This window comes from Paenibacillus sp. ClWae2A, assembly GCF_032452295.1.
Taxonomy (GTDB): domain Bacteria; phylum Bacillota; class Bacilli; order Paenibacillales; family Paenibacillaceae; genus Paenibacillus.
In genome coordinates this window covers 95,331-109,073 of sequence record NZ_JAULSQ010000007.1, presented here as the reverse complement: position 1 = coordinate 109,073, position 13,743 = coordinate 95,331, and the positions used below count along the sequence as shown (strand labels likewise).

General features: G+C 45.2%; 16 protein-coding genes, 1 tRNA gene and 1 riboswitch. Of the genes, 12 read left to right on the top strand and 5 right to left on the bottom strand.

The annotated features are described in order from the left end of the window. Nucleotides 1–27: 27 nt before the first annotated feature. From QVE09_RS20280 to QVE09_RS20270, 3 genes are all read right to left on the bottom strand, one after another. Entirely contained in the window at nucleotides 28–663 is a 636-nt protein-coding gene (locus QVE09_RS20280) for a nitrogen regulation protein NR(II) (protein ID WP_315938242.1), read from the bottom strand. Between the two features lie 27 nt (nucleotides 664–690). Beyond that, nucleotides 691–894: a hypothetical protein gene (locus QVE09_RS20275; RefSeq protein WP_017690011.1), complete on the bottom strand. Its 204-nt coding sequence runs from the start codon at nucleotides 892–894 to the stop codon at nucleotides 691–693. Nucleotides 895–1,160: 266 nt separating this feature from the next. Beyond that, a complete protein-coding gene (locus tag QVE09_RS20270) occupies nucleotides 1,161–1,862 on the bottom strand; it encodes an urease accessory protein UreF (protein WP_315938241.1) in 702 nt (233 codons plus the stop codon). 425 nt (nucleotides 1,863–2,287) lie between these two features. Here QVE09_RS20270 and QVE09_RS20265 point away from each other — a divergent pair. Then, nucleotides 2,288–2,370 (top strand) — tRNA-Leu (locus tag QVE09_RS20265). Nucleotides 2,371–2,518: 148 nt separating this feature from the next. Here QVE09_RS20265 and QVE09_RS20260 read toward each other — a convergent pair. Beyond that, nucleotides 2,519–2,998 (bottom strand): glutathione peroxidase, encoded by a 480-nt coding sequence (locus tag QVE09_RS20260; protein WP_315938240.1) that lies wholly within the window; start codon nucleotides 2,996–2,998, stop codon nucleotides 2,519–2,521. A 370-nt stretch (nucleotides 2,999–3,368) separates the two neighbouring features. Further along, nucleotides 3,369–3,544, top strand: a riboswitch (cyclic di-AMP (ydaO/yuaA leader). Nucleotides 3,545–3,659: 115 nt separating this feature from the next. On the opposite strand from QVE09_RS20260, the gene QVE09_RS20255 reads away from it, so the two are divergent. Next, on the top strand, nucleotides 3,660–4,058 hold the full coding sequence (locus QVE09_RS20255) for an HAD family hydrolase (RefSeq protein WP_235193755.1): 399 nt from the start codon (nucleotides 3,660–3,662) through the stop codon (nucleotides 4,056–4,058). A gap of 379 nt (nucleotides 4,059–4,437) precedes the next feature. Then, nucleotides 4,438–5,121, top strand: coding sequence for an HAD family hydrolase (locus tag QVE09_RS20250; protein ID WP_315938239.1), 684 nt, complete (start codon nucleotides 4,438–4,440; stop codon nucleotides 5,119–5,121). Between the two features lie 137 nt (nucleotides 5,122–5,258). Here the strand turns inward: QVE09_RS20250 and QVE09_RS20245 are convergent, their stop codons facing one another. Then, the gene (locus QVE09_RS20245; RefSeq protein ID WP_315938391.1) at nucleotides 5,259–6,554 is read right to left on the bottom strand and encodes an Nramp family divalent metal transporter; all 1,296 of its coding nucleotides are present in this window, start codon (nucleotides 6,552–6,554) and stop codon (nucleotides 5,259–5,261) included. A 399-nt stretch (nucleotides 6,555–6,953) separates the two neighbouring features. On the opposite strand from QVE09_RS20245, the gene QVE09_RS20240 reads away from it, so the two are divergent. The 9 genes from QVE09_RS20240 (at nucleotide 6,954) to QVE09_RS20200 (ending at nucleotide 13,737) form a co-directional block, all read left to right on the top strand. Then, nucleotides 6,954–7,373 carry an organic hydroperoxide resistance protein gene (locus QVE09_RS20240; RefSeq protein WP_017690005.1) on the top strand — a complete coding sequence of 140 codons (420 nt, stop codon included), beginning with the start codon at nucleotides 6,954–6,956 and terminating at the stop codon, nucleotides 7,371–7,373. Nucleotides 7,374–7,584: 211 nt separating this feature from the next. Next, nucleotides 7,585–7,830: a zinc ribbon domain-containing protein gene (locus QVE09_RS20235; RefSeq protein ID WP_036610816.1), complete on the top strand. Its 246-nt coding sequence runs from the start codon at nucleotides 7,585–7,587 to the stop codon at nucleotides 7,828–7,830. Nucleotides 7,831–7,929: 99 nt separating this feature from the next. Next, nucleotides 7,930–8,208 carry a hypothetical protein gene (locus QVE09_RS20230; RefSeq protein WP_315938238.1) on the top strand — a complete coding sequence of 93 codons (279 nt, stop codon included), beginning with the start codon at nucleotides 7,930–7,932 and terminating at the stop codon, nucleotides 8,206–8,208. A 190-nt stretch (nucleotides 8,209–8,398) separates the two neighbouring features. Further along, complete coding sequence (locus QVE09_RS20225; RefSeq protein WP_315938237.1) at nucleotides 8,399–8,821, top strand: thiol-disulfide oxidoreductase DCC family protein; 423 nt, start codon at nucleotides 8,399–8,401, stop codon at nucleotides 8,819–8,821. 60 nt (nucleotides 8,822–8,881) lie between these two features. After that, nucleotides 8,882–9,745 (top strand): DUF6612 family protein, encoded by an 864-nt coding sequence (locus QVE09_RS20220; protein WP_315938236.1) that lies wholly within the window; start codon nucleotides 8,882–8,884, stop codon nucleotides 9,743–9,745. A gap of 144 nt (nucleotides 9,746–9,889) precedes the next feature. Then, nucleotides 9,890–10,273: a VOC family protein gene (locus tag QVE09_RS20215; RefSeq protein WP_145146477.1), complete on the top strand. Its 384-nt coding sequence runs from the start codon at nucleotides 9,890–9,892 to the stop codon at nucleotides 10,271–10,273. A gap of 161 nt (nucleotides 10,274–10,434) precedes the next feature. After that, complete coding sequence (locus tag QVE09_RS20210; protein ID WP_315938235.1) at nucleotides 10,435–11,652, top strand: nucleotide-binding protein; 1,218 nt, start codon at nucleotides 10,435–10,437, stop codon at nucleotides 11,650–11,652. Further along, nucleotides 11,652–12,953, top strand: a complete 1,302-nt coding sequence (locus tag QVE09_RS20205; RefSeq protein ID WP_397387076.1) for a TadA family conjugal transfer-associated ATPase — start codon at nucleotides 11,652–11,654, stop codon at nucleotides 12,951–12,953. The genes QVE09_RS20210 and QVE09_RS20205 overlap by 1 nt, the downstream gene beginning before the upstream one ends. Before the next feature lie 40 nt (nucleotides 12,954–12,993). Further along, a complete protein-coding gene (locus QVE09_RS20200; RefSeq protein ID WP_315938390.1) occupies nucleotides 12,994–13,737 on the top strand; it encodes a type II secretion system F family protein in 744 nt (247 codons plus the stop codon). The last annotated feature ends 6 nt before the right edge of the window (nucleotides 13,738–13,743 follow it).

The following is a 13,743-nucleotide window of genomic DNA, read 5'->3' as shown; positions in this document are numbered from 1 at the left end:
AGTTAATGTGTCGTGTAGAGAAAGGTTTCAGGAACGCTTGTCCAGGATATTCGAGTATTTCGGATATAACCGCCGGATGCATTCCGGACAGATGTCATGGGTGAATTCGGCGTGGGTATGCTTCTCTAGATAACTCTCAACGGAGTTCCAGTGTTCCTCTTCGTCCTTGATTTGTTTGCAGACCGCGCAAATAGGCAGCAGTCCACGCAATGTACGCACTTCAGACAATGCTTTCTTTAATTGGTGTTCTGTCTTTTTCTGTTCGGTAATATCCATGTGTGCAATCAAAGCGAGATCGGTATCCAGCATTGAATTTGCATAAGATAGAGGAGTGAGTTCCACACGAAACCACCTCTCTTCGTTGTATACAGTATACACGCAGATGTCATATGTATGATTTCGATTAAAGGGTATTCCGCGTTCTTTCAAATTCTGTGCGACAAGTGCCATGTGTGCGTTCTTGCCACGTTTTGCCCAAGCTTCCGTCAGGTGCAGGTAATGTCTATGACTACTGTGTGTATCCGGGTTTGGTGAGCATTGACCGAGTCCCTGCTGCCAGGCACGGTTACAACTTTGGATAATCCAATTGTGATCAACGATGATGAGCTGGTGAAGTATGGACTGGAACGACAGCCTCTCCAGATCGGATGTAACATGTCTCATGGATGGGACCCTCCTTTGGCAGAAATCTTATCTCAGTTCATCTGGAATATCCAAAATATCAGCGACCAGGTGCCTGAATCGGGTTGCTTTGCGTGTGCCGTGAATAAGATTGGATAAACGATAGGGTGGGATGCCGTGCTGTTCACAAAAAGTCTTCTGGTCCACTTGAAGTTCGGTTAGCCGTCGTTTGATGGCCCATCCGAACGGAGTCACTGGTTTTTTCTTGTTCAAAAGGGTTCACCCCTGATTAGAATGTAGTATTCAGCCGCCCTTTCTTCATGTAAAATATATAGAAATGCGAGCTGTATGTTTCATTATATACGTAAATTCGTCATCTAACAATTAAAAAAGACGGAAAAAAGTGTATTTTGTGATGATAAATGGCGTAAATACGTAAATAAAACAAATAAAATGACAAAAAACACGTCGGCAATGAGGTTGCCGCGTGTTTTTTAGTTTGTCTGAATAAAGGGGAGCAGGTATGAGGAGGAAGAGGATTAGGCCCTGTAGGCATGAAGTCCAGCTCCAAGCATATGGAAACTGGGGAAAAATGATTTCATGGACATCGAGGTTGGCTGTGCCAGTCCATCCGCAGCCGAGGCGCTGACGGTCTTCCATTCATTCTCCAGATCTGTGGCCAGGCGGACCATCAGATCCTTGGTTGTATCGTTGTTCAGGGGAATGACTTTGGAGGCTTCGGTTATGCAGGCATTCATGGCTGAATGCAGGTAACCAAGGACCGCCTCCTCGACCGGGATGTCGAGGTGGTGGTTAATCCAGGCGTGAACAGTGGAGAGGCAGCCAACCGAATCGTATTTGGCAAAGATCTGTTCGAGCTGGCTGAATTCAATCCAGGGGTGCAGAGCGCGTGCAAGTCTGATCAATCGTTTACCCATGGCGGCAGCTTGTTCTCTGAGATCTCCAGGGGTTCGCTGAACATGGACGAGCTTGTCGATCAGAGCTATCCGCCATGTATCCTTGTGATCTGCTGCGGTATAGATGCCTTTGATGGCCATGCCTTCAAGACGAACGATGCTGGGATGCAACTGACAACGCATGAATGATTCGAGATCTTCAGCATTACGAATGGTACCCTCCTTCATATGGATATCCATGCCGAAGGAATGGGTGAACCCTCCAACCTGAATAGAGGAATCAAGCAGTTTAACATAATCGAGTAGCTTATTCCCACGGTTCACAATCATTCGCCTCCTGTGTTCGCTAAATGTCACTTTAAGTAACATTTATATTCCTTTTTGTTTGCTTTATGTTTGTAAATCCGAATTATATGATAGTTATCATCCCATAAATGTCCGCTTTTTGTCAATAGTGTGATTGAAATTCAATGGATTAAATCTGAAATTCAATATTTGTGTTATTTTATATAACTTGTTGCGTTATTTATGTGGAGAAGTGCAGGGAGGACTATATATAAATGAATCAACAAGATCGCTATAGCCGAAAAGAGGGGATCAAATCTAATGATATGCAGTTCATGGATAAACATGACGAGAATATGCGTTTTTTGAGGAAAATGCCTAGCTGAAAAAGAAGCATGAAAAAATACTTTACTTTTAGTTCTGAACCCGGTATAATCAATTCTGTTGCCGATTATTTACGACATGCGGTCGTGGTGGAATGGCAGACACGCTATCTTGAGGGGGTAGTGGGCGTATGCCCGTGGAGGTTCGAGTCCTCTCGACCGCATCATATGAACGATTAAGAAGAAGCTTTCCATTAATGGAAAGCTTCTTTTTTTGTCTTTTTGAACAGTCTGACATTAAGGTTTGAGAAAAAAGGCCATCCATTACCGGGGCAATGCTGCTCTACCTTCCGGCTGCGGGTGGCCAATGTATTATTTTTGCAGCAAATTCTTGATATCTTCTTCAATCTTGTCCGGTGTTGTTTTGGGAGCATAACGTTTAATGACCTGTCCGTTCTGATCCACAAGGAATTTGGTGAAATTCCATTTGATTGCTTTGGATCCGAGCAGGCCGGGTGCTTCTTTGCTAAGGTGCTGGAAGAGAGGGTGAGCGCTTGAGCCGTTCACATCAATTTTCTCAAACATGGGGAAGCTCACGCCATAATTCATCTGACAGAACTCGGCAATATCGTCGGAAGATCCTTTTTCCTGTGCAAACTGGTTACTTGGAAAACCAAGGACTTCAAAGGGTGCATCCTGGAACTTGTCTTGCAATTCTTGCAGACCTTTGAATTGAGGTGTAAGTCCGCATGAGCTTGCCGTATTCACAATCAGTAACACTTTGTCACGGTAGTCGGACATTTCAACTTCTTGACCGCGAAGGGTATTCACTTTGTAATCGTAGACTGTCATCTAAATCGCCTCCATGGTATCATCTGATATCTCTTATTATATTGGTTGCAATTAAATAATGCAAAACTAATATGGTGTTAAAAGAATCAAAACAGGCAAGTTGTGCAGAATACGTGAATGAATTGCGAAGGGAATTTCGTCAGAGTGAGAATTAGATAGATTTAAAGAGATGGATAGAGTATGACCTTATTGTAAGCGTTATTATATGTGAGTATTGCCGAAAATCTGTCGATTCGGTGATCTGTGCGGACTTTACACCGTCATGGCACGGGTGTATGATTCATAACGTAATTTCAATTTAAACTAAATTGTACCTGAAAAACGAAACAAACGATAATATCGCTCGATCTTATTTTAAGATATACGAACGATGTTTTAATCGCTGAGTTTCCATTCATTCATGAGTGGGAAACGGGGGAACCAACAGAATGCGCTGTCCAGGACAGTAGGCATTCATGGGGTGAATTTTCCGGTGACAGCCGGAAATAGGGCGACTCTCGCGCCCGAATCCGTCAGCTAACCTCGTAAGCGTTAAAGGGAGAGGCAACAAGCCGTACGCTGGTTCATGGCGTTTTCGCCATGGGTTCTTTAAGAAGCGTTCGGGAGGCCTTGGTCCCCCACGCTTCTTTTTTGTTGTCTTTTCACGCCAAGGGAGGAACGAATGATGGATACTGAGATGATCTTAGTGACTGCTCCAAATGAAGCAGGACGCAAATTTATCAAATTGCTGATGTACAAAAAAATGCCGTTTGCCGTTCTAACCAACAGTGCAGGGGAAGAGCGCAGACTCCGTAGAATCGGAGTAGAGCATGTCATTCGCATGAATACGGCTGCAGCTCAAAAATGGTTTTTGCCGCAGGGCAGCGTAGGCAACGTGTTTATTTTCGAGAACAGCCTGAATCTGACCTGTCGTTATTTACAGATCTGCCGTTCATGGACATCGAAATCCCTGTGCGTCATTACGGAGCAGAGTCATCCAAAGGGCATCTATCGGGGCATGGGCGCAGACCGGATTGTATATTCGCTCAATGGGGAAGTTGGCTTTCTCCTCAATGGTTAATGCCATAGCTTGTGATTGCTCAGGTGTGAGGTGCCTGTTATAATTGAATGTATCGATAAACGGAAGTTTGAGGAGACTCATGCAAGATGGTGAGTCTTCTTTTTTATGGTTTTAAAGGTAGTTCAAAAAGTCTGCTTTTGATTACGAAGGATGCCTAGCGGCATCATCAGCATCGAATATGAAATTCAGCCGAATAAGAATATGCTTACGAAGTATGTTTCCTTCGGAAACATTGTAGTTGCTCACGTAGTTTTCCCTACGCTCCGCTACTCCATTTCTAGCTTCATTCCATCTTCTCGGTACTGAAGACCAGACTTTTTGAACACGAACTTTTAGATTAGGATCAGGAATCACCTGTGGCTTACAAGGAGGAATTGGCGTGCCGGATGTAGGTGGATTGAAATGGTTGTTTTTTGATGTTGGAGATACACTGGTGGATGAATGGGAGCCGGTTGATGATATTATCGGACAGTTCGTCCGCGAAGCCTGTACTTTGGGGTATCCGGTGAAGATTGAGGCGGTACGTGAACTGTTCGCGAACTGTTACCAGAAATATGAGCAATGGCCTATGAGAGTGGCGATTCGCACATTCATTGAAGATGAGGGACACCAGAAACAGATTCAGGACAAGCTGAAGTTTCAAAAAGATCTTGAGCGTCCTTTTCCTTCAGCGGATTCTGTTCTTCAGCAGTTGTCACGGTATTATCGTATTGGTATTATTGCCAATCAGAGTCCTGGAACGGAAGAAAGACTGGAAAGCTACGGACTGCGGAAGTATGTTGATGTTCTGGCCTGCTCGGCTGAAGAAGGGGTGTCCAAGCCAGATCCCGAGTTATACGCTGTGGCCCTGAAACAGGCAGGCTGTGCGCCAGAGGAAGCCGTCATGGTCGGGGATCGGATCGATAATGACATTATTCCTGCTCGGAAGCTGGGCATGCGTACGATTCGAATTATGCAGGGTTACGGAAGATTCCAGCCAGAACTATCGGATGACCAACGTGCGGATTGGACTGTTGATTCATTGGATCAACTTCTGCCGTTACTGATACCAAATCAGGATTAGATGATTGTTTATTGGAGTTTAGAGTTTCACTATAAAAGGAAAAACGTTGCTGTACTGCAACAATAAAGGCTGATCAACTTGGGTATTAATTACCGGAGTTGATCAGCCTTTTTAGTATTTGGTCGATAAGAACGAGATTAGAATAACCGGATCGTCTGAATGATCAGATATACATTCAGCACAACAATAATCGCGGTAATGACCCATGAGATGATTTTGAGCCACAATTTGTTGGCGAATGCACCCATGCTTTTTTTATCACTCGTGAACATCACCAGGGGAATTACAGCAAAGGGTAATTGAAGCGACAGCACGACCTGGCTCAAAATGAGCAGTTCTTCTGTGCCGTGTTCTCCTGCAATCACTGTGACAATTACCGCCGGGATGATGGCGATCAGACGTGTGACCAGTCTGCGCAGCCATGCCGGAATTCGAATGTTCAGGAAACCTTCCATAACGATCTGCCCAGCGAGTGTACCTGTAAGGGTAGAGTTCTGACCTGAGGCTAACAGCGCCACACCGAACAGGATACTTGCAACGGTTGTACCCAATAGAGGTGTCAGCAGATGGTAGGCATCAGCGATCTCGGCAACCTGCGTCATGCCAGCACTGTGGAATACAGCAGCAGATACAATCAGGATAGCCGCATTGATGAACAGGGCCAGTGTCAACGCGATTGTAGAATCCATGGTCGAGTACCGAATGGCTTCTTTTTTGCCCTGTGGTGTCTGTTCGATCTGACGGGTCTGCACAATGGAAGAATGCAGGTACAGATTATGCGGCATCACGGTTGCTCCGATAATACCAATGGCGATATAGAGCATAGCAGGGTTTTGCAGAATCTCAACATTTGGTACAAAACCATGGAGAACACCACCCATATCCGGTTTTGCCAGGAACAGGTCAATCCCGAAGCAGAGGGCAATGGTCGCCATCAGCACAATGACGAGTGTTTCCAAGGCGCGGAAACCTTTGTTTTGCAGGACAAGAATCAGTAGCACATCAACTGCGGTGATGATAACGCCGTATAACATGGGGATGTTAAATAACAGCTTTAACGCGATGGCAGAACCTATGACCTCAGCCAGATCGGTAGCCGCAATGGCAAGCTCACACAGAATCCATAACATCATGACAACAGGCATGCTGAAGCGTTCGCGACAGGCTTGTGCAAGATCCCGTCCAGTGACGATGCCAAGTTTTCCAGCCAATGATTGCAATACAACGGCCATCAGGTTTGAGAGCAGGATAACGGATAACAAGGTATACCCGAACTGCGAGCCGCCTGCGATATCTGTTGCCCAGTTCCCGGGGTCCATGTAACCTACGGCAACGAGGTATCCTGGGCCTACAAAGGCGAGGAATTTCTTCCACCATGCAGCATTCTGTGGAACTTTCATGGAACTATGTGCTTCTCCAAGGGAAGGGGCCATGCCCGCAGTAGACAATGTTTCTCTTGAAGGAGCGTTGAACGGATTTTTTTTACTCATACGATAATCACCTGACTTTGAATTATTGATTTGGAAATATTGTTGCGGAACAAACCGCTCATGATATATCTAAATTTTTATGTTTATTGTTACATTGTACTCCTTCAATAATTTTTGTCTAGTGCAACTTTTATGTATTAACACAAAAAAATCGGTTCTAATTTGAAGATGCCCCTTCGTATGTTACCCAACCTTAGGGAAAATACAGCCGTGGCGTTGAAATGAATGAAAATAATAAAGTTGTAAAAGCTGATAAAGAAATAAAATGCGTTTCAAAATGAGCCAGAGGTTTAAATTGAAAGGAAGGCAGTAAAAACTATATGGATAAAGGAGAGATTCTTAATGGAAGCTTTATATACAGCAGTAGCGACAGTTAAAGGTGGACGTACAGGTTCGGTGACTTCTTCGGATGGCGTGCTCAAACATGATCTGAAAATGCCCAAAGAGCTTGGAGGTTCCGGTGGTGAAGGTACCAACCCTGAGCAGCTTTTTGCCGCTGGATATGGAGCATGTTATGAAAGTGCCCTTGCCAATGTAGCACGTAAAGCAGGTGTGAAATTGGAGAATGTGGTCGTTACAAGTAACGTATCCATTGGTAAAGACCCTGCGGATGACGGGTTCCAGCTGTCTGTTCGTCTGGACGTGAGTATGCCTGGTGTGGATCACAGTCAAGCAGAAGATCTGGCCCGCAAGGCACATGATTTCTGTCCATATTCCAAAGCAACACGTGGCAACATTGATGTTGTATTAAACGTAGTCTAAGATTTTACTCCCGGCAAGTAAAGGGAACAATATAGAGCAGGGTATCCCGGATACCTGATGTTCGACTACAAGGCCCTGCTGGCAATCGGCAGGGTTTTGTGTTGATCATAATATAATGACAGGATGCAGGAGATTAGATGCCAGATCGCGTACTATTTTACATAATTGCACTCCCACTTCATGCTACACATTCCATAAAGGGGGAACGAAGATGAGTATTGAAGAGATGATCGAGCGCCGATTTGTATGTACGAAATGCAGGGGGACGGATTGTAACATTAAGGAAGTTTCCATGTCAGGAGCAGGCCTGAGCAAGATGTTCGATATCCAACATAACCACTACTTGTTTGTGGCTTGTGCTTCCTGCGGCTATGTTGAAGTATTTGATCCGGATGTTTTGAAAGGTAAAAAACAAGGGCAGGTAGGGACGATTCTGGATATTCTGTTTGGCGGGTAGACATGCGCGAGTTGACATTGAACTGAATTTTCTTTAATATAACTTAGTACTGAGTAGTGTCATTGCATGAACCAAATTTGAATTAAACAGGTGATATCCATGTCTTATAGACCGCGTATTGCAGATTTAGAATTAGCTTATGGTAACAAGGAAGACGGATTGTACGAATTCAAAATGAATTTGGAAGACGGTACAAAATGCCGTGTATTCTACTCCCGTTCCCCGGAATGGAAGATGACCAATATCAGTCGTCTGCAGAAAACGCCTTGTCCAGTATGTCGCAAAGATTTCATTTGCAAATGTATGGACCAGTGGGCAAGTGACCTGCATCAACAAATGATCGATGACCAATGGATGGAAAAGGCAATTGCTGAGTAATTGCTGGACAGATACGAGCGTGGGCACAATGCCTGCGCTCTTTTTCTTTTATTTCCCATTAATGCGTGTTCAAAAAGAGCGGTTTGGGGACTTTTTGAACTACCTCTAGAAGAAGTGAATTTAGAATTAGTGAACAAGAAGGCCCAGATTGGGTAAGTTACTCTAACCGCAACAATAGGAGGCAGCGAATATGACAGCAAATCAAACGGATGTGCATCAGGGACATCCCATCGTACTGGTGGATGGCGTCTGTCACTTCTGCCAGGGCTTAACCAAATGGATTATCAAGCGTGACCCGGAAGGGAAATATCATTTTGCTTCGCTCCAATCAGATGTAGCCAAGGAATTGCTGGAGAAGGGCAATCTGTCGACAGACAGTATGGATACCTTTGTTCTGATTGAAAATGGAAAATACTATACACGTTCAACCGCCGCACTGCGATTGGCTAAAGGTCTGAAGTTTCCTTATCCGTTGTTATATGTGTTCATTATTGTGCCAAAATTTATTCGTAATGCAGTCTATAACTGGGTTGCCCGGAACCGTTATCGCTGGTTTGGTAAGGATGAAGCGTGCATGTTGCCTACACCGGAGATCAAAGATCGATTTTTATGATTAATAACGGAAATAATTGGGTAATGACTAAAATCATATCTATTTTGGGAGGACAAAGACTTGAAGAAGTGGACTACATTATTTATCGGGGCATTATTAGCAGTGAGCTTGGCAGCATGCAGTAACGATACAGATAATACGGCAACGCCGCCAGCGACTAACAACGAAACATCTAACGAGGGTAATACACCTGCGGAGCAGGAAACAAAGATCCCTACCTTGGACGAATTGATTACCAAAACCAATGCAGCAACCAAAGAAATGAAAAGCTTCACAACTGAAGCAAACATTGATCAGAATCTGAAACTGGATGCTGGTGAACAGTCCCAGGATCAACAGGTTAAAACATCGCTCAAGATGGATATTATCAAAGATCCAATGATGATCTATCAAGAGATGAAAATGGAAATGTCGGGACAGGAAGCTCAGAATGTAAAGCAGTATATCACGTCGGATAAAATCTACTCTCAAGTTGGGGATCAATGGGTTGCGATTCCTGAAGCTCAAACCAAGGAACTGATTGAGCAGATGAAAGCAAGCATGAATCCCGAAGGTGAATTGGAGCAATTCAAAAAGATTGAAGAAGATACTGAAGTGACCGAAGAAGGCGACAATTATGTGATTAACGCTGACGTATCCGGTGATAATGTGAAGGAACTGGCCAAAGCCGTGATGGAGCAGAACGGATCGGATGCCCAGATGCAAGCTATGCTTGATCAGATGAATATCACCAGCATGAAGATGAAATACATGATCAACAAAGAAACCTATTTGCCTGCAAGTACAGACGTAACCATGGTCATGGAGATGGAACAGAATGGACAGAAAATGACGATGGACATGAAGATGACCAGTACGTTCTCCAACCAGGATCAAGTGGAAGAGATCGAGATTCCACAAGAAGCATTGGATAGCGCAAAATAAAACAGGCACCTCTGAACTAGATCTGTGTGAGCCGAGAGGTTTACCGGATTAGAATCAGGGGTGTTTTTCTGTTTAGCGGAGATTATGGTCAGGGTTCAAGGTGTTATAGTATAGTCATATTGAAGTAGAGAGGGGAGATAAAAGATGATCGAATATGCACATATCCACCATGTTAGTCTGGCTGTACGTGATCTGGAAATCGCGAAAAAATTCTATTCGGGATTACTGGGAATGCAAGAGATTGAACGTCCGGCTTTTCGCTCCACAGGTACATGGTATGCCATCGGTAGCCAGCAGCTTCATCTATTACAGCACCCGGAGGGTCACACGTTACGTGAGGCTGGGATTGATACAACAGACGGCCACTTTGCGATCTGGGTGACCAGTTATTCAGGGACTATAGCTTGGTTGGAGCAGCAGGGAATTGAGTACGAAGCGAGACCTGATAGTGTGGCTGGATTCGCACAGATTTTTGTACTCGATCCTGACCGTAACATTATTGAGTTTGATTCACCATATCAATCTTGAGTATGAAGGGTTAGAATAAATCCCTTGCTCCCCCAGAAATTGTATGCTATATTATCCATACATTCATAGCACGTGACGGAAGCACCGTCCATATACTGCATATTCATGCGGTTATTGGACGGTGCTTTTTTTGTGCTTTTTGACAGGGAGGGAAGGAAAAATTGATTGTACTGAAAGTAGTTCTGGTTTCAAAAGATAGAGATTACATTAGCGCCTGGCTTGATTATGTACAGGGAAATTCGTCGGGTCTCCATGTGCGTTTCACGGCATTCTCCCAAAGGGATTCGTTCAGGGATCATATGAATGAGCAAGAAGGTCGGGAATTGCCAGATCTGGTTATTGCGGAACCAGACTTTCTGAATGACTGGCTGAATAACGGGGGAGAAGGATCAGGTGTACCTTGGCTAATGCTTAGTGAAGGGATGGAAGAGGTGGATGAGGCCAAGCGGCTGATGAAATACCAACCCTTACCCGCTTTACTGGAAGCTGTGATGCATGCTTGCCGGCAGCCACGCCGTAAGAAGATGCACCATCCGGGGCAAGAGACTCTCTCCATCGGTGTAGTATCCGCTTCGGGTGGAAGTGGCAAAACGGCAGTAGCCCTGCATATGGCGAAGCAACTGGGACTTGCAGGTTATGCTGTTCTCTATCTGAATCTGGAGACGCTGGACAGTACGCTCCCGTTTCTGGAAAAGGGACTAACTAGAAGTGGGCAGCGCCAACCAGATGCGGAGACGGGATTGTCGCGCCTGTTATACGATCTGAAGGTAGGCAGAAAGGAATCAGGCAAGCAGTTACAGATGCAATCGAAGGGCGTAGATGGATATGTGGTCCGGCATGAAGCGCTGAAATCCGATGTGTTCTGGCCATTATCAAATCGGAAAGAACTGTTGCAAATGAGTCGTGAGGATACGTCGAATCTGCTTCGTTACTTAACGGATTGCGGACAATATGACGTGCTGATTCTGGATGGGGATTCCGGTTGGGATGGGCGCAGTGAAGGGGTACTGGATGCGGCAGATGCATTTGTCTGGCTGGTTGAGGATGATATATCTGCCATGCATCGATGGGGACAATGGTTGCAGCATGCTGAGCGTACGAAGCCAGAGTTGTATGAAAGTATGCTGGACCGTTCACGCTTTGTAGTTAACAAATATCGGGACAATGTCGTCAATGTGCTCCCACGCCCTGATCTGCATCTGGATGCAGTGTTACCCTATATCCCTTCTTGGAAGCAACTCAGTCAGGAGGAAGTCATGCTTAGTTCTCCGATTTTCCAACGTGAAGTGAAGAGATTGTGTGCCATGCTGGTACAAGATGGCGAAGAAGAATTGAAGCAGACAGGACGAATTGAGAAGCAGGATCGGTGGGCACTATGATGGATTCAGCCAATCGAATACTGGATCGTGAAGAACAGTTTCAGATGATGCGCAGGGAGGTCAGGGCTGGACTCGATTTAACCTCTTCAGCAGGAGATGATGAACTGTGGCAGGGGATAGAACGCAAAGTTCTCACTGATCCAAAGCTGGATGATCTGACCTCAGGAGAGCGTCATACGCTGGTGCAGCGATTGTTTGACTCTTTTCGTGGATTGGATATTTTGCAGCCACTCGTGGATCATCCCGATATTACGGAGATTATGATCAATAGTCACAAGGAGATTTTTGTGGAGCAGGAAGGTGAGGTCAGCCAGATCACCCTTGAATTTGAGTCCAGGGAACGGCTTGAGGATATTATCCAGATGATCGTGTCCGGGGTAAACCGGATTGTGAATGAGTCTTCTCCAATCGTAGATGCCCGTTTAAAGGATGGTTCACGGGTCAACATCGTGTTGCCTCCTATTGCCTTGAAAGGCCCCACGATGACGATTCGTAAATTCCCCAGTGAACCGATGAAGATGGCCGATCTGATTGCAAAGGGAGCCCTGCATGAAGAAGCGGCAGAATTACTGCAGCAGTTGGTACGGAGCAAATACAACATCTTCATTGGAGGTGGGACCGGATCGGGAAAAACGACCTTTCTGAACGCATTATCCCAGTTTATCCCTGCCGATGAACGGATCATTACCATTGAGGATTCGGCTGAGCTACAGATTGTTACGGTACCGAATCTGGTATCACTGGAAACGCGGAATGCTAACACCGAAGGCAGGGGGCAAATATCTATTCGGGATCTGATCAAATCTTCCTTACGGATGCGTCCGAACCGGATTGTGATTGGTGAGGTAAGGGGCGCAGAAGCGCTGGATATGTTGCAGGCCATGAATACTGGCCATGATGGAAGCTTGTCAACTGGGCACGCAAACACGATCTCCGACATGATTAGCAGACTCGAAACGATGGTGCTGAGTGGTGCGGATCTTCCTATTGCGGTTGTAAGGCAGCAGATTAGTTCAGCAATCGATATTTTTGTACATCTATCCCGGCTGCGAGACCGCTCACGGCGGGTGACAGAGATCAGTGAAGTGATTGGCATGCAGGACGGTGAGGTTATGCTGAATCCACTGTTTCGTTTCCAGGAACAAGAAGAGCGTGAAGGCAAAATTATTGGCGGGTTAGTACAGGTTGGAAAGTTGAATCAGGTGGATAAAATTCAGATGGCTGGGCTTGGGGAATGGCTGGATGGATACATAGAACAATATAGTGTTGAAACAAATTCATCAGATAACAACGTGAATTAAAGTTATTGGAAGGTGATTACTGTTGGGTGAAGCCAGACAGATGTTGACGGATTACACCGTATATACGCTTTCTCGGAGACAACGAATGGTCTGTATGTTGATTAGTGGTCTGCTGTTTTTTGGCATCGGAATTCTGTTCTACCATCACTGGTTGGCTGGAGCAATCTTGGCTGCGGGTTGCATATGGGTACCAAAACATTGGAATAAAGTGCTGTTGGAACGAAAAAGAATGACACTCAGTTTACATTTTAAGCAAGCGTTATATGCATTATCTTCGGCACTGGCCGCAGGAAAATCGGTGGAAAATGGATTCAAGGAATCGGTAGAGGATCTGCGGATGTTGAACCCGGAAGCCGATACCGATCTGATTCGTGAGTTCACGATATTGCGTACACGGATGGAGTATGGACAACCAATTGAAGAGGCACTACAGGATTTTTCGGATCGGGCGCAGATTGAGGATATTACGAATTTTGCAGATGTGTTCATTACGTGCAAACGAACTGGCGGGGATCTGGTTGAGGTTGTGCGTCGTACCTCTGCGGTGATTGGTGAGAAGCTGGATATTCAGCAGGATATTATGGTCGCAGTATCGCAGAAAAAGTTTGAATCAAAGGTGATGTTTGCCGCTCCATTTATTTTTCTGATATTTCTCAATCTGACCGCCAAGGACTTTATGGAGCCGTTATATAGCGGGATGGGGTATCTCATCTCTAGTGGTGCCTTGGCAGTACTCGCCTGCTGTTATCTGTGGATTAATCGCATTATGGATATCAAAGTATAAGGAGCT

Bases quoted from the DNA above. Each gene is read 5' to 3' on its own strand.
- QVE09_RS20280 (WP_315938242.1), bottom strand. From the start codon at position 663: ATGAGACATGTTACATCCGATCTGGAGAGGCTGTCGTTCCAGTCCATA.
- QVE09_RS20260 (WP_315938240.1), bottom strand. From the start codon at position 2,998: ATGACAGTCTACGATTACAAAGTGAATACCCTTCGCGGTCAAGAAGTT.
- QVE09_RS20255 (WP_235193755.1), top strand. From the start codon at position 3,660: ATGATGGATACTGAGATGATCTTAGTGACTGCTCCAAATGAAGCAGGA.
- QVE09_RS20245 (WP_315938391.1), bottom strand. From the start codon at position 6,554: ATGGCCCCTTCCCTTGGAGAAGCACATAGTTCCATGAAAGTTCCACAG.
- QVE09_RS20240 (WP_017690005.1), top strand. From the start codon at position 6,954: ATGGAAGCTTTATATACAGCAGTAGCGACAGTTAAAGGTGGACGTACA.
- QVE09_RS20235 (WP_036610816.1), top strand. From the start codon at position 7,585: ATGAGTATTGAAGAGATGATCGAGCGCCGATTTGTATGTACGAAATGC.
- QVE09_RS20230 (WP_315938238.1), top strand. From the start codon at position 7,930: ATGTCTTATAGACCGCGTATTGCAGATTTAGAATTAGCTTATGGTAAC.
- QVE09_RS20225 (WP_315938237.1), top strand. From the start codon at position 8,399: ATGACAGCAAATCAAACGGATGTGCATCAGGGACATCCCATCGTACTG.
- QVE09_RS20215 (WP_145146477.1), top strand. From the start codon at position 9,890: ATGATCGAATATGCACATATCCACCATGTTAGTCTGGCTGTACGTGAT.
- QVE09_RS20205 (WP_397387076.1), top strand. From the start codon at position 11,652: ATGGATTCAGCCAATCGAATACTGGATCGTGAAGAACAGTTTCAGATG.
- QVE09_RS20200 (WP_315938390.1), top strand. From the start codon at position 12,994: ATGTTGACGGATTACACCGTATATACGCTTTCTCGGAGACAACGAATG.